Origin of the sequence: Halobacterium sp. CBA1126 (genome assembly GCF_009741975.1) — an archaeon.
Taxonomy (GTDB): domain Archaea; phylum Halobacteriota; class Halobacteria; order Halobacteriales; family Halobacteriaceae; genus Halobacterium.
Map to the genome: position 1 here is coordinate 1 of NZ_WPCF01000064.1, position 14,777 is coordinate 14,777.

A 14,777-nucleotide genomic window follows, 5' to 3' on the forward strand; every position below is an offset into this window, starting at 1 on the left:
CGACCGGTTGGCGCGGGCGCCGCCGGCGGTCTGCGGGACGCGCGTCACCTCGTTCTCGTCGGCGTCGTACAGCATCGCCCCGTCCTCGTCGACGACGGTCACGTCGCCAGCCCGGGACTCGGGGGCGAGCACGCGCTCGAACTGCCTGAACCGGTCGCCCGAGAGGTCGACGCGGACGAGCGCGCGCGTCTCCTCCGTGCCGTTCCCGGTGTCGAAGGTCGTCACGCGGGTCGCTTCGAGCGTGCCGACGTCGCCGTACTCGTCGACGACGTCGACCTCCGGCGGCGTCTCGGCGCCGTCCCCGAGGACGCCGAGGCCGACGCAGCCGCTGGTGGCGAGGAGGGCGGCGAGGGCGACCGCCAGCAGCGCCCGGCGACGCATGATACGACGTGGTTCTCGTACTACAGGATAAAAGGGGCGAACTTCACCGATAGTCCGGCCGCTGAGCGCCGGTTGCGAAGCCACTAAGGACGCATCTCCCCAACGACGGCGTATGCAAGCGCTGGTCATCGTCGGCCACGGTTCGCACCTCAACCCCGGGTCCTCGGACCCGGCGTTCTCGCACGCGGACACCATCCGCGCGTCGGGCGCCTTCGACGAGGTCCGGGAGGCGTTCTGGAAGGAGGAGCCGTCGTTCCGCGAGGTGCTGCGCACCCTCGAGTCCGAGGAGGTGTTCGTCGTGCCGCTGTTCATCTCCGAGGGGTACTTCACCGAACAGGTCATCCCCCGGGAGCTCCGGCTCTCCGACTGGGACCCGGAGGACTGGGACTCGGACGGCACGGACGCCGACCACGTCACCGTGCAGGCCGGGGACGTGGACAAGACCGTCCACTACTGCGGGCCGGTCGGCACCCACGACTCGATGAGCGACGTCATCGTCGAGCGCGCGAAGTCCATCACCGACGACCCCGACGTGGGGGAGGGGTTCGGCCTCGCGGTCGTCGGCCACGGCACCGAGCGCAACGAGAACTCCGCGAAGGCCATCCACTACCACGCCGACCGCATCCGCGAGTCGGGCCGCTTCGAGGAGGTGAAGGCGGTGTTCATGGACGAGGACCCCGAGGTCGACGACGTCACCGAGTTCTTCGAGGCCGAGGACGTCGTCGTCGTGCCGCTGTTCGTCGCGGACGGCTTCCACACGCAGGAGGACATCCCCGAGGACATGGGGCTGACCGACGACTATCGGACGGGCTACGACGTCCCCACGGAGGTCGACGGCCACCGCATCTGGTACTCGGGCGCGGTCGGGACGGAGCCGCTCGTGGCCGACGTCATCCTCGAGCGCGCCGACGACGCGGGCGCCGACCTCGCGGACGCCATCGAGCGCGTCCGCCGGCGAACCGAGAGCGAGGGCGCCGCGAGCGCGGGGGACTGATGTCGGCGTCCGCACCGCTCGAGGACGTCGCGGACGCGCTCGCCGAGCACGCCGACGACGGCATCGACTTCGACGGGCTCGTCGTCGAACCCGCGGACGGCGGCTACCGCTGGGAGACGCCCGACGAACAGGTGACGGTCGGCGAGGACGGGCTCCGGGAGCGCGCCGACGACCCGTACGCGACGAACTGGTACTACTGGGAGCGCGTCGTCGCGGGCCACGACACGCCCCGGCGCGCGTTTCTCCGGTGGCTGGAGGGCGCCGACGACCTCGGCGTCCCAGAGCGGTACGACGAACTCCGCGGCGGCCACACGCGCTCGTGGGGCGAACTCGCCGTGACCGCGGTGCTCAGCGAGGGCGGGCGGCGCCGCTACGAGGTCCGCCACGAGGACGACCTCGGCGAGGACGTCGACGCCTACACGGACCCGCTGGAGGCACGCCACCTCGTCAAGCACGACGACGAGGGCCGCTACCGGCCGCTGTCGACGGCGCCGAGCCTCCCGCACGGCTGGGCGTTTGTCGACCTCGACGGCGGCGAGGCCGTGCAGACGGTCGAGTACGTCTACCCGGCGACGGTGTCGAACTGGCACCGCGAGCGCGAGGGCGACCTCGACGTCGACCACTGGGACGAGGTCGCGGAGCGCCAGACCGGCATCTACGGCATCGTCGAACAGCTCGACGGCGACGCCCTCGAGTGGGCCGCGGAGGCGTGCTGCGTGGACTCGCAGTGCCTGAAGCGCCGCGAGTGGGACGAGAGCGACGACGAGGAGCTCGACGTGCCCCGCGGCGACGGCGAGTTCCCGTGCCGGGAGCCGTGTTCGCTGTTCGTCGCGGCCGCCCGGAAGTTTACGACGCTCGAGCGCGAGGAGTCCCGGGAGTACACGTTCGAGCTGACGCCCGCGGAGAAAGAACAGCTCGAGGACATCGTCGACGCGGTCGCAGACGGCCGCACGGACGAGATTCGGGAAGCGGACGTCAACGAGGGCGCGAACCGCTACCGCGCGCGGTTCCTGCGCGCCAAGCGCATGGACGACCGCGGGCTCTCGGGGACGCCGACGTACCCCGAGGACCACGAGTGAGTCACGTCGACAGCAGGTAGGCGGCCACGCCGAGGCCGCCGAGGACTGCGAGCGCGCCCACGAGCATCGCCACCGAGTCCGAGATGGAGACCGTGAGCGCGGCGACGACCACGACGACGCCCGCCGCCGCGATGGTCGGGACGGCGACGTCCGCGAGCGCGACCGAATCCTCGTCGCCCGTCGGTTCGGCTTTCTCGGAGAGGGACTCGTCGACGGCGACGTCCGGGCCGCCGTCCTTGCGCTCGTCGGTGACGGTGACGTTCACGCGCGCCTGCTCGGCGCCGTAGCCCGTCGACAGCTCCACGTACCCCTTCGTCGGCGGGTGGTCCGGCGGGATCGAGATCTCGACGCCGCGGGTCTCCCCTTCGTCGACGTACACCTGCGTGGCCGCCATGTCGGCGACCGCGGCGAGCGCGTCGTCGAGGCGCAGGTGGACGTGGATGGGGCCGCCGTGGTTCTCGAAGACGAGGACGAACGACCGGTCCGTCTCCAGCGACGCCGCTGCCGGGTCGAGGTCGCGCGGGTGGTCGCGGTTGAGGTGGACGGACAGCCGGTCGGGCACGGTCGATGGATTGTCGCGGGGTAAGAAAAAGCTTCCCGAGGGTTACGCCGGGGCCTCCTCGCGCATGTCCGGCGGCAGGAGGTTCGGGATGCCGTCCTCGATGGGGTACGTTTCGCCGCACTCCGTGCAGGTCAGCGTCCCCGAGAGCACCTCGTCGCCGTCGCGCTCCTCGACGTCGAGTTCGAGGTCGTGTTTGTCCAGCGGGCAGCAGACGATGTCCACGAGGTCTTCTTTCATGGCCGAGTCGACGGGGGCGCGGACAAAAAGCGTGCGGGTTGCGGGGCGCTACTGCTCGAAGGGGTTCTGCTGGACGACGGTCTCCTTGCGGCCGGGGCCGACGCCGAGCGCGTACGCCGCGGTGTCGAGTTCGCTCTCGACGTACTCGACGTACTCGCGGGCCTGTTCGGGGAGCGCCTCGTAGCCCTCGGCGGCGACCGCCTCGGGGTCGAACTCCGGCCAGCCGTCGAACGTCCGGAAGATGGGCTCGCAGTCGCCCCAGCGCTCGGTCGTCGCGGGCATCGAGTAGATGGTGTCGCCGTCGAGCTCGTAGGCGTGGCCGACCTTCACCTCGTCGAGGCCGGCGAGCACGTCGAGGTGGTTGATGGCGAGGCCGGTGAAGCCGTTCGCGCGCGCGGCGTGCCGGAGCATCGGGAGGTCGAGCCAGCCGACGCGGCGCGGGCGCCCGGTGACGGTGCCGTACTCGCCGCCCTCCTCGCGGATGTACTCGGCGAGGTCCTCGTCGTCGCCCGTGAGCTCCGTGGGGAGCGGGCCGGTGCCGACCCGGGAGAGGTACGCCTTCACGACGCCGACGACCTCGCCCTGCCCGACGGTCGTCGGGCCGAGGCCGGTGCCGGTCGCGGCGTAGCCCGCGGTCGGGTTCGAGGACGTGACGTAGGGGTAGACGCCGTGGTCGATGTCGAGGCTGGTGCCCTGCGCGCCCTCCAGCATCACGGTGTCGCCGTCGTCGATGCGGTCGGCGAGGTAGTCGCCGGCGTTGACGTCCATCCCCTCGTTCCGGATGCGCTCGCCGTACGCGCGGTACTGCTCGTAGAGCGCGTCGACGTCGAACTCCTCGCCGGCGTCGCCGCCGTAGACGTCCTCGTAGAGCGCGCGCTTCTGCGGGACGGCGTACTCGAGGCGCTCGCGGAGCACCTCGGGGTCGAGGAGGTCGCCGACGCGGACGCCGCGGCGGCCGGCCTTGTCCTCGTAGGTCGGGCCGATGCCGCGGCCCGTCGTGCCGGCGTCGAGGTCGGCGTCGGACTTGACGTCCTCCTCGATGCGTCGAGCACGCGGTGGTACGGGAGGATGACGTGGGCGCGGCGGGCGACCCGGACGTCGGGGTCGAGGCCGCGCTCGCGGAGCGCGTCGATCTCCTCGAACAGCGTCTCGGGGTTGACGACGCAGCCGTTCCCGAGCACGCCGGTCTTCCCGCGGACGGCCCCCGAGGGGACGAGGGAGAGCTTGTACTCGTCGCCGCCGACGACGACGGTGTGGCCGGCGTTGTCTCCGCCCTGGTACCGGGCGATGACGTCGGCCGCGTCGCCGAACAGGTCGACGACGCCGCCTTTGCCTTCGTCGCCGAGTTGCGACCCGACGATGGTGACGGTCATACCAGTGGCTTCCACCAGCGTCGTCAAACCGGTTACGGTCTCGCCGCCGGAAGTAGGCACACACGTGTACATCGAGTTCGACTCGCCGCGGTGATGTTGGACGAACGGGCAAAGCAGAGGCGCTGACGGCGGCGGGCGCAAGCGTTAACTGTTCCCACTCGGAAGCTCGTACTGTCACGTTCTCGCCCGCGCCCTACGACAACCTTTAAACCCCCGCCAAGACAAGTTAACAAATGCCATGATAGACCGGCTTGAGAAGGAAGTCGATATGCTGGAGCGCCATCTGCAGGTCCTCCGCATGGTCATCGAGAACGAACCCATCGGTATCGTGAAGATGTCCAACGAGACCGGCTACCCGCACCACAAGGTCCGGTACTCGCTGCGCGTGCTCGAGGAGGAGAACCTCATCGAGCCGTCCTCGCAGGGCGCCATCACGACCGAGCGCACCAGCGAGTTCGTCGACGAACTCGACGGCAAGGTCGACGACCTCGTCGACAAGATGGAAGCGATGAAGATCGACGCCGCCGCCGAAGCCGAGTAACGCGACTCTCAGCCTCGCTTACAGTTCCGGAACGGTCAGGTGGAACGCGTCGTTGCGGTCCTCGACCAGACAGAGGTGGTAGCCGGATTTCCTGCCCACGTTCACGAAGCTCTCCTTGTCGCTGCGGCTGAGGAAGCCGCCGCCGCCCGTCTCCTCGCTCGCCGTCTCTAGGGCCGCGGGCTCGAAGAACGACGCCGTGACGTACATCGCCGCGCTGAGCTCGTCGGCGCCCTCGCGGACCGCCGTGGCGTCGTCGACGAGCGCGCCCATCTCCTCGCCGGTCACGGGCTCGCGCTCGGCGTTCAGCTCCGCGACCACGAGCGGGTCGCCCATCCGGTCGCGCAACACGACGTCGAACGTCCGCGACGTCGACCCCTCCTCGGTGTCGACGGCAACCGTCCCGTCCAGTTCCGCGCGGTCGACGTCCGGCAACGCCTCGTAGAGGTCCGCGATCCCGTTCGTGTGGCCGGCGTCCCGGACCTCGAAGGGGAGCTCCCGGACCGCCCACGAGACGAACCGGTAGGCCGCCGTCGACTCGAGGAACGACTCGTAGGCCTCGCCGTCGACGGTCGCCTCCGCGGCGTCGAACTGCGTGTGGTGGTCGATGCGGAGGTTCTGGTTGACCGCGCTCGGGTCGGTGTCCGGGCCGAGGTCGTCGAGCGTCGGCTTCCCCTTCGAGTCGTAGCGCACGAAGAGGTTCGTCCCCGACAGCGCCGCCTCCGGCGTCAGGTCGGTCTCCGACGCGGCGTCCGCCCCGCCCGCCGCCTCCAACTTCGCTTCGAGGTCCTCGGCGCGGGCCTGTAGCTCGTCGCGTTCGGCCTCCAGCGTCTCCACGCGCTCGCGGAGTTCCGACCGCTCGCTCTCGAGGTCGTCGATGCGCTCGGACGCCTCCTCGAGTTTCGCGTCGCGCTGCTTGACCGCGCGCTTGAGCTTCTCCACGGTCGACCGGGGCTTCCCGCTCTTCCCCTTCGACGACGAGGACGACTGCGACTGCTGCTTCGAAGACGTGCTCTTCGAGGTCTGCTTCCGCTGTTTCGCGCGCTTGCTCGCCGCCGCGGACTGTTTCCGGGTCGCGCCGCCGTCCGTGGACTCGCTCTTCTCCGGGTCGAGGGTCGGCACCGAGCGGGCGTTCCGCCACTCCTCCTCCTGGTCGAAGACGCCCTCCTCGCCGGCCGCCTGCGCCGCGGCCTCGGCGTCCATCGTCTCCTCGGACTCGGCCGCCCGCTTCCGGGGCTGGGGGTCCTCGTCGGCGTCCGCAGACGCGGCCGCCGTTTCGGCGCGCTCGTTCGACGACTCGGACTCCTCGGCGGTGTCATCGCGGGCGTCCGCGGGTTCGGACTGTCCACTCGCCGCGGCCCGCTCGGGCGTCGCCGTCGACTCGCTGGGCGTCTCGTCGGCGGGCTCGTCCGGCTCCGCGGGTTCAGGTTCGGGCTCGGACTCGGACTGGGCGTCGCTCGCCTCGTCGTCCGCCGAGTCGTCGGGCGTGCTTGCGCTCGCTCCGGCGGCGGCCGTCGCGCCGCTTGCAGCGTCGCTCTTTGTGTCGGCCGAGGAGCCGCCCGCGGCTGCGGCCGACCCGCCGTCGGGCTCCGGGATCTCGGTGACGTTCACCGGCGACTTCTTCACCTCGTAGACGCCGACCTCGTCGTCGGCGCGCTCGAAGGCCTCGTCGCCGGTGATGAGCTCCTCGCTGGCGCCGACGAACGCCGCGCTCATCGACCGGCCGCCGTAGTAGACGACGTAGTAGTCCCCGGAGAGGACGTTCTCCGAGAGCTCGATGTAGCCCGTGAAGTTCGCGTCCTCGAGGGTGTCGGCGGCCTCCGAGAGCGGCGTGTCGTTCGTGTAGTACTTCGCCTGCGTCTCCCCGCCGCGCTCCTGCATCGAGAACAGCAGCGCGAGACTCGGGTGTGGGGCCTCGTAGACGGTGCCGCTGGCGTCGCCGAACGCCTCGACGGCGCCCTCGAAGACGCCGATGACGCGGCCGTTCAACATGAACAGCCACGCGTCGTCCGCGACGACCGCTCCCGAGAACTCGCGGTCCGCGAGCTCCTGGAGCTCGCGGAATCCACCCGAGAACGGCCGGGAGTCCCAGGACTCCACCCGCTCGACCGTGTGTGCCTGCATACCCACTGGAAGGCAAGGGGCGCGTATAAGACTTTCCGGGCGGACGGGCGCCCTACGCGCGTCTGACGGCCGCGACGAGCCCGAGCGGAGAACCAGCTACAGCTTGCTCGACGCGTCGTCGGCGAGCTCCTGCATGCGCTTGCTGAGCCGGCCGGCGTTCGAGAACTCGTCTTCGCTCATCGCCGCCGCGAGCGCGTTGCCGAGCAGGAACACCGCGTGCTTGTGCTCGCTCTTGGACTTGTGGACGTGGGAGGGCTCGACGTCCAGCTCCTCGTACGCCTGGAAGGCGTCGTCGTCGACGTTGTCGAACTCGAGGAACTGGTCTTTGATCTGCACCATCTGTTCGTGGAGGTCGAGGAGCTCGTCCTTGTGCATGTTGGGTTACGGTAGGGAATTCTGGCGTTTAAGCGTTGTCCGCGACAGCGTACCACGCCCGGCGCAGCGCCGGCGCGGCGGGCGCGGGCCGCCGACCGCCCGCGGGCGGGCTCAGAAGACGTACTCGTCTTCGTGGCCCATCATGCCGCCCTCGCTCTCGAGGCCGGCGCCGTCCTCCTCGTCGGAGGGACCGCTGGTCTTGTACGCGCGAATCCCCGACGACAGCAGCTGTTCGACGGCTTCCTCGCGGCTGACGAACTCCCCCTGTTCGACGAGCTGTGCGATCTGCATCTCGATCTGGTCCGGGATGTTGACTTCGATTTGGGGCATCGTTCTGGCCGGGGCTTCGCCGCCACCGTTCTTAAGCCTGACGGGGGCGAACCCTGTCGCGTCTCCGGCCTGAGCCCGCGACGCCTTCGATTCGCGGCGTCGGTGGCGTCCGCCCGAGTCGGTAGGAATACGTGACCGCGGCCCCTACCGGGCGGTATGACTGTCGTGGACGTCACGGACCTCTACGAGGAGTTCGGCGACGACCGGCTGCCGCCCGGCCAGCGCGAGACCTCGAAGTTCCCCGTGCTCTCGAAGGGCGGGACGCCGAAGTGGGACCGCGAGGACTGGACGTTCACCGTCACGGGCGCCGTCGACGACGAGCTCTCGTTCTCCTACGACGAGTTCCGGGACCTCGAGTCGGTCACGCAGCGACAGGACTTCCACTGCGTCACCGGCTGGTCGAAGTTCGACTGCGAGTTCACGGGCGTCCCGTTCCCGCGGCTCGCCGACCTCGCGGGCGTCCACGACGACGCGACGACGGTGATGTTCCACGCGCTCGACGGCTACACGACGAACCTCCCGCTGGAGGACTGCATGCGCGAGGAAGTGCTGTTCACGTGGGCGTTCGACGGCGACGACCTCCCCCGCGAGCACGGCGGCCCGCTGCGCGTCGTCACCCCCCACAAGTACGCGTACAAGGGCGCGAAGTGGGTCGACGGCGTGGAGTTCCTCACCGAGCCCGAGCGCGGCTACTGGGAGAAGCGCGGCTACTCGAACACCGCCGACCCGTGGGCCGAAGACCGGTACAGCTAGCGGTCGTCGCTGCCGAAGGATAGCCTATTTAGTCGCAGCGTCCCGAACCACAGATAATGAGTTCTCTGTCCGGCGAAGCGGCCGCCCGCGGGGCGGTCGTGAGCAGGAGCTGCCGGGTGGCCGACGTCTCCTACCGGGCGTTCTTGGCGGCCCGACAGGCGCCCCGCATCCACTGGGCGGACCCGGACGGCCTCGAGCTGTCCGGGGTCGGCGCCGCGGCCACGGTGACCGCCGCGGGCGGCGACCGCTTCGACGCCGTCCGCGAGTGGGCGACCGCGCTGTACGACGATGCTGACCACGACGGTCCAGCGGTCGCCCGGCCCCGATTACTCGGCGGGTTCGCGTTCCACGACGACCACACTCCCCAGGGCACGTGGGCCGGGTTCCCGGCCGCGCAGTTCGTGCTCCCGGCAGTCCAGCTGGCGAGCGCGGGCGACGAGACGTGGCTGACCGTGACGCGAGCGGGCGAAGCCGTCGACCCCGCAGCCGTCGAGGCCGACCTCGACGCGGCCCGGGAGGACGTCGCGGGCCTGCCGGCGATGCAGCCCAGCGGCCCGCGGCCGGGCGTGAAGTCGACGACGCGACCAGCGACGAGGCGTCGTGGCGCGAGCAGGTCGAGCGCGCCGTCGCGCGCATCGACGCCGGCGACCTCCAGAAGGTCGTGCTCGCGACCGCGCTGCGCGCGGAGCTGGCGGGCGACCTCGACCCCCGCGACCTGCTGGAGCGGCTCCGCCAGTCGTACCCGTCGTGTTTCCGGTTCCTCGTGGAGCGACCGGCGACGCCGCGTTCCTCGGCGCGACCCCCGAGCGCCTCGTGACGCTCCGCGACGGCCGCGTGGAGACGGTGGCGCTCGCGGGGTCGGTCGGCCGCGGCGACACGCCCGAGGCCGACGCCGAGCTCGCCGCGCGGCTCCGCGACAGCGAGAAGCTCCGCCACGAGCAGCGCCTCGTCACGGACACCCTCGTCGACCAGCTCGGCGCGTTCGGCGAGGTCACCGTGGGCGAGCGCAGCGTCCGCAAGCTCTCGAACATCCAGCACCTCAGCACGCCCATCGAGGCCGACGTCGGCGAGGACACCCACGTCCTCGACGTCGCCGAAGCGCTCCACCCGACGCCCGCCGTCGGCGGGCTGCCGCCCGAGGCCGCGCTCAACGTCATCCGGGAGACGGAGACGTTCGACCGCGGCTGGTACGCCGCCCCGGTCGGCTGGTTCGACGGCGACGGCGACGGCACGTTCGCGGTCGGCCTGCGGTCGGCGGTCGCCCGCGACCGCACGGTGACGATGTTCGCGGGCAACGGCATCGTCGCGGACAGCGACCCCAGCGAGGAGTACGAGGAAGTACAGCTCAAGTACCAGCCGATTCTGGACGAGCTCCGAGCATGAGCGCGCCGAACCGGAACACGTTGTGGGCGCGCGCCGTCGTCGACGAGCTCGTCGGCGCGGGCGTCGACGCCGCCTGCGTCTGCCCGGGCAGCCGGTCGACGCCGCTGACCGTCGCGCTCGCCGAGCGCGACGACGTCCGCGTGTTCTCGCACCTCGACGAGCGCTCGGCGGCGTTCTTCGCGCTCGGCCGCGGGAAACGCACCGGAAAGCCCACGCCTGTCGTCTCCACGTCCGGCACCGCGACGGCGAACTTCCACCCGGCGGTGATGGAGGCGAATCAGGCCCGCGTCCCGCTGCTCGTGCTCACCGCGGACCGCCCGCCCGAGCTCCGGGACTCGGGCGCGAACCAGACCGTCGACCAGACCAAACTCTACGGCGACGCCGTCCGCCAGTTCCGCGAACTCCCCGAGCCCGAGGCCGACGACCGGAAACTCCGCTCGCTCCGCACCTCGATTGCGCGGGCCGTCGGCGAGACGACCGGCGCGAACCCCGGCCCCGTCCACCTCAACGTCCCGTTCAAGAAACCCCTCGAACCGGTCGACGTGCCCGGTGACGTCCCCGAGGACTTCGCCGACGAGCACCAGCTTGCCGCCGAGGGCCGCGACGGCCCGTTCGTCGACGTCCGTCACAGTCCCGCAGCGCCCGACGACGCGACCCTCGAAGCGCTTGCCGAGGCAGTCGAGGGCGCCGACCGCGGCCTCGTCGTCGCCGGCCCGGACGACGCCCACGGCCTCGCTGCGGACGCCGTGGCGGCGCTGGCCGACGCGACCGGCTTCCCGGTGTTCGCGGACCCGCTGTCGGGGGTTCGCTTCGGCGAGCACGTCGATTCTCGAATCGTGGGCGGCTACGACGGCTTCCTCGCCGCGGACGTGCCCGCGCCCGACGTCGTCCTGCGCTTCGGCGCGTCGCCGACGTCGAAGCCGCTCCGGCACTACCTCCGGGACGGCGGCGCGCGCCAGTTCCTCGTCGACCCCGCAGGCGGGTGGCGCGAAGCGACATTCACGGCCTCGGACCTCGTGGTCGCGGACCCCACCGAGACGGCACGCGCGCTCGCCGACCGCGTGAACCGCTCGGGCGGCGAGTGGGCCGACCGCGTCGCAGCCCTCGAAGGCGACTACTGGAACGTTGTGGACGGCGTCGACCGCGACGCGCTCCTCGAGGGCGACGTTGTCGCGGCGGCCGTCGACGACGCGCCCGACCCCGCGACCGTGATGGTGTCGAACAGCATGCCCGTCCGGGACGTAGATCGGTTCGCGCGGCCGCGGAGCGCGGAGCTGACCGTGCTCGGGAACCGCGGCGCGTCGGGCATCGACGGCATCACGTCGACCGGCCTCGGCGCCGGGAGCGCGACCGACGACCCGCTCGTCGTGGTGACGGGCGACCTCGCGCACTACCACGACGCGAACGGCCTGCTCGCGCTCGACCGCTGCGACGTGGACGCGACTATCGTCGTCGTGAACAACGACGGCGGTGGCATCTTCCACATGCTCCCCATCGAGGACTTCGACCCGCCGTTCACGGGGCAGTTCAAGACGCCGCACGGCCTCGACTTCGAACCGCTCGGGGACGTCTACGACTTCGCGTTCGCGCGCGTCGACGCCCTCGAGGAGTTCCGAGCGGCCTACCGGGAGTCCGTCGACTCCGCGGCCACGCAAGTCATCGAGGTGCGGACGGACGCGGCGGCCAGCCACCGGGAGCGCGAGCGCCTCGACGCCGCCGTCGAACGCGACCTCAACGACTAAGGAGCTCGCCCCGACACGTCAATCCGATGCCCTCCACCACTCGCGCGCTAAGCATCCTCGCCGTAGCCGTCGGCGTCTCCGCCCTGCTGTACAGCTTCTTCCTCGCGTTCGAACCGCTGTTAGGTCTCGGCGTCGGTGTCGCCTGTTTCACCATCGCCGCGCTCCTGTACGCGGGCGGCACGAACCGCGAGACTGTCGCCGCGGTGACGATGGGCGCGTGCGTCGTCTACGGCGTGTTCACGCTCCAGTTCCCGCTCGCGGTCGTCGCGGCCTGCGTCGTCTACCTCACGCTGTGGGTCACCGACCCCGACGGCCCCTTCGACGCCACGCCGCCGTCGGTCATCCCCGAGCGCGTGCTCGACGACGGGCCCGAGGACGCGACCGACGCGTCCGAGGAGTCCGCCGACGAGGCCGCCGAGTAGGGAAGCTTTTTGCGCCGGCCGCGCCCGTTCTCGGGCATGGTCTCGGACATCTTCGACGCTGAGCGGTGGGAGCCAATCGACGACGTCGACTTCGAGGACGTCACCTACCACCGCGGCACGGACGTCGACGCGGTCCGCATCGCGTTCGACCGGCCCGAGGTGCGGAACGCGTTCCGGCCGGGCACCGTCGACGAGCTCCACGAGGCGCTCGACCACGCGAAGCGCCAGACAGATATTGGATGCGTGCTCCTGACGGGGAACGGCCCGAGCCCGACGGACGGCGGCTGGGCGTTCTGCTCGGGCGGCGACCAGTCGGTCCGCGGGGAGTCGGGCTACGAGTACCGCGACGGCGACGAGGCCGCCGCCGAGGAGGACGAGAACGTCCGCGAGGCGAAGGCCGGCCGGCTCCACATCCTGGAGGTCCAGCGCGCGATCCGGTTCATGCCCAAGCCCGTGGTCGCGGTCGTCCCCGGATGGGCGGTCGGCGGCGGGCACTCCCTGCACGTCGTCTGCGACATGACCCTCGCGAGCGAGGAGCACGCGAAGTTCCTCCAGACGGACCCCGACGTCGCCTCCTTCGACGCCGGGTTCGGGTCGGCGTACCTCGCCAAGCAGATCGGCCAGAAGAAGGCCCGCGAGGTGTTCTTCCGCGGGAAGACCTACGACGCCGAGGAGGCCGCGGACATGGGGATGGTCAACGAGGTCGTCGCCCACGAGGACTTAGAGGACGTGGCGCTGGAGTGGGCCGACGAGATGGCGTCGAAGTCCCCGACGGCGATGCGGATGCTGAAGTACGCGTTCAACATGGCCGACGACGGCCTCGTCGACCAGCAGGTGTTCGCGGGCGAGGCCACCCGGCTCGGCTACATGACCGACGAAGCGAAGGAGGGCCGGGAGGCGTTCATGGAGGGGCGCGAGCCGGACTTCTCGGACTACCCGTGGTACTACTGAGCGTCGCTGAACGGGTCGACGAACGGTGACGGCGTGGTTTCGGCGGGCGGCTCCCGCGGGAGCGTGACGCGGAACGTCGACCCCTCCGGGCCGGTGTCGACGAGGTCGACGCTGCCGCAGTAGTGTTCGAGGAGCCGCGCCACCAGATAGAGCCCGAGGCCGTGGTCGGCGGCGCGCCGCGACGGCCGCTCGAACAGCGTCGCTACCTCCTCGTCGGGGATGCCCGGCCCGTTGTCCTCGATCTCTATCGTGACGGACTCCTCGTCGACGCTGCCCCGCACCCGGACGCGCGGCGGGTCGCTGTCGTTGTGCTCGACGGCGTTCGCGAGCAGGTTCCCGAACACGCGGGCGAGCAGCGCGTCGGCGTGGACGGTCGCGGTCTCGGGGAGGTCGGTCTCCACGACCGCGTCCTCGTCGAGGTCCGAGAGCTTCGCGACCTCGTCGCGGAGCAGCGGGACGACGTCGACGCGCTCGAAGTCCGCGCGCTCCTCGGTGGCGTGCAACAGCACGCGGACGTCCTGCACGACGCCGGTCACCTCGTCGCTCTTGCGGCGTATCGTCTCGGCGTACTCCGCGGCCGGCGTCCCGTCGGCCTGTTCGTCCCGCAGGAGGTCGGCGTACCCCGAGATGACGTTCGACGCGTTCAACACCTCGTGGCGCAGCAGGCTGTTGAGGTAGTCCAGCAGGTCCCGCTGGACTTCGAGGTGTTCGGCGCGGACCGCGTTCCGCTCGGCCTCCGTCGCCTGCTGGATGGCTCGGGCTTCGGTGACGCCGATGCCGACGCCGACGCCGAGGCCCACCGCGACCGCCCAGCGCAGCCACGCGACCGCGAGCAGCGTCGACCCGACCGAGAGGACGCCCATCAGCATGACGTTCAACACGAGCGACGCGGCGGCGCCCGCGAGCGTCCACCACCAGACGCGGCGGTAGCGGTCCACTTCGACGCCGCTCTCGCGGAGCCAGTAGCCGGCGTACGCGACGCCGGCGACGAACGGCGCGGTCGTGACGATGCCCACGAGGAACTCCCCGGAGAACACCAGCGACACCGGAGACAGCAGCGCGTCGACGTGGAGTCGGACCGCGACTTCGACGACGAGCGCGAGGGTCACGGCGACAGCGGTTGCGACCAGCCGCTCCGGGACGGCCGACGACGAGCGGAGCGGCAGTCTCATTCTGTCTGTTCACTGGACTGGGTGAAAATAAATTCCCCGTTCCGTCGAAATTCTGTCCGCGAACCGCCAGCGCGTCGAACGTTCGTTCAGTTCGCGGGCGCGTCGAGGCCGGCCGCGTCCTCGACGGGGCTACTGACGCCCTCCGTCCCGGAGACGACCACGCGGACGCCCTCCTCGTAGTCCGCGTCCAGCGTCGCCGACCAGCCGTGGACGGCCGCGAGCATCCGCACGTTCGGCAGCAGGATGCCCGCGTCGGCGTCCGGCACCGCGCTCCCGTACTCGAAGTACGCCGCCGGGTCGGCGTCGCCCGGCGGCCGGCCGTCGCCCGCGACGGCGAACCAGTCGTCGCCGCGCTCGACGG

14 protein-coding genes and 3 pseudogenes are annotated in these 14,777 nt (G+C 70.9%); 8 read left to right on the forward strand and 9 right to left on the reverse strand.

The genetic code is table 11. The features are described 5' to 3' along the window. A partial coding sequence (locus GJ634_RS09900) for a hypothetical protein (protein WP_394350886.1) occupies positions 1-381 on the reverse strand: 381 nt, incomplete at its 3' end. Positions 382-493: 112 nt separating this feature from the next. On the opposite strand from GJ634_RS09900, the gene GJ634_RS09905 reads away from it, so the two are divergent. Together GJ634_RS09905 and GJ634_RS09910 are read left to right on the forward strand one after the other, a co-directional pair. Next, complete coding sequence (locus GJ634_RS09905; protein ID WP_157502583.1) at positions 494-1,375, forward strand: CbiX/SirB N-terminal domain-containing protein; 882 nt, start codon at positions 494-496, stop codon at positions 1,373-1,375. Then, a complete protein-coding gene (locus tag GJ634_RS09910) occupies positions 1,375-2,454 on the forward strand; it encodes a DR2241 family protein (RefSeq protein WP_157502585.1) in 1,080 nt (359 codons plus the stop codon). The genes GJ634_RS09905 and GJ634_RS09910 overlap by 1 nt, the downstream gene beginning before the upstream one ends. Before the next feature lies 1 nt (position 2,455). Here the strand turns inward: GJ634_RS09910 and GJ634_RS09915 are convergent, their stop codons facing one another. The 3 genes and pseudogenes from GJ634_RS09915 to GJ634_RS09925 form a co-directional block, all read right to left on the reverse strand. Next, positions 2,456-3,016: a hypothetical protein gene (locus GJ634_RS09915; protein ID WP_331714098.1), complete on the reverse strand. Its 561-nt coding sequence runs from the start codon at positions 3,014-3,016 to the stop codon at positions 2,456-2,458. 42 nt (positions 3,017-3,058) lie between these two features. Beyond that, a complete protein-coding gene (locus GJ634_RS09920) occupies positions 3,059-3,253 on the reverse strand; it encodes a methytransferase partner Trm112 (RefSeq protein WP_157502587.1) in 195 nt (64 codons plus the stop codon). Positions 3,254-3,301: 48 nt separating this feature from the next. Continuing rightward, positions 3,302-4,626: pseudogene (locus tag GJ634_RS09925) on the reverse strand (adenylosuccinate synthase). 238 nt (positions 4,627-4,864) lie between these two features. On the opposite strand from GJ634_RS09925, the gene GJ634_RS09930 reads away from it, so the two are divergent. After that, positions 4,865-5,167, forward strand: coding sequence for a hypothetical protein (locus tag GJ634_RS09930; protein WP_058982761.1), 303 nt, complete (start codon positions 4,865-4,867; stop codon positions 5,165-5,167). A gap of 18 nt (positions 5,168-5,185) precedes the next feature. On the opposite strand, the gene GJ634_RS09935 is transcribed toward GJ634_RS09930, so the two are convergent. The 3 genes from GJ634_RS09935 to GJ634_RS09945 form a co-directional block, all read right to left on the reverse strand. Beyond that, entirely contained in the window at positions 5,186-7,288 is a 2,103-nt protein-coding gene (locus GJ634_RS09935; RefSeq protein WP_157502589.1) for a hypothetical protein, read from the reverse strand. A gap of 96 nt (positions 7,289-7,384) precedes the next feature. Further along, positions 7,385-7,663, reverse strand: coding sequence for a UPF0058 family protein (locus GJ634_RS09940; protein ID WP_157502591.1), 279 nt, complete (start codon positions 7,661-7,663; stop codon positions 7,385-7,387). A 111-nt stretch (positions 7,664-7,774) separates the two neighbouring features. Continuing rightward, entirely contained in the window at positions 7,775-7,993 is a 219-nt protein-coding gene (locus GJ634_RS09945) for a hypothetical protein (protein WP_058982755.1), read from the reverse strand. 156 nt (positions 7,994-8,149) lie between these two features. Between GJ634_RS09945 and GJ634_RS09950 the strand changes: the two genes are divergently transcribed. The 5 genes and pseudogenes from GJ634_RS09950 (at position 8,150) to GJ634_RS09970 (ending at position 13,244) form a co-directional block, all read left to right on the forward strand. Then, a complete protein-coding gene (locus GJ634_RS09950; protein ID WP_157502593.1) occupies positions 8,150-8,746 on the forward strand; it encodes a sulfite oxidase-like oxidoreductase in 597 nt (198 codons plus the stop codon). 56 nt (positions 8,747-8,802) lie between these two features. Continuing rightward, a pseudogene (locus GJ634_RS16960) lies at positions 8,803-10,129 on the forward strand (isochorismate synthase MenF). After that, complete coding sequence (menD, locus tag GJ634_RS09960) at positions 10,126-11,871, forward strand: 2-succinyl-5-enolpyruvyl-6-hydroxy-3-cyclohexene-1-carboxylic-acid synthase (RefSeq protein WP_157502595.1); 1,746 nt, start codon at positions 10,126-10,128, stop codon at positions 11,869-11,871. The pseudogene GJ634_RS16960 and the gene menD overlap by 4 nt, the downstream one beginning before the upstream one ends. A 26-nt stretch (positions 11,872-11,897) precedes the next feature. Then, entirely contained in the window at positions 11,898-12,293 is a 396-nt protein-coding gene (locus GJ634_RS09965; RefSeq protein WP_157502597.1) for a hypothetical protein, read from the forward strand. A 36-nt stretch (positions 12,294-12,329) separates the two neighbouring features. After that, a complete protein-coding gene (locus tag GJ634_RS09970) occupies positions 12,330-13,244 on the forward strand; it encodes a 1,4-dihydroxy-2-naphthoyl-CoA synthase (RefSeq protein WP_157502599.1) in 915 nt (304 codons plus the stop codon). On the opposite strand, the gene GJ634_RS09975 is transcribed toward GJ634_RS09970, so the two are convergent. Together GJ634_RS09975 and GJ634_RS15530 are read right to left on the reverse strand one after the other, a co-directional pair. Then, positions 13,238-14,416: a sensor histidine kinase KdpD gene (locus GJ634_RS09975; RefSeq protein WP_157502601.1), complete on the reverse strand. Its 1,179-nt coding sequence runs from the start codon at positions 14,414-14,416 to the stop codon at positions 13,238-13,240. The genes GJ634_RS09970 and GJ634_RS09975 overlap by 7 nt on opposite strands. Positions 14,417-14,502: 86 nt before the next feature. Continuing rightward, positions 14,503-14,777, reverse strand: a pseudogene (locus GJ634_RS15530) (hypothetical protein); the annotation flags it as partial.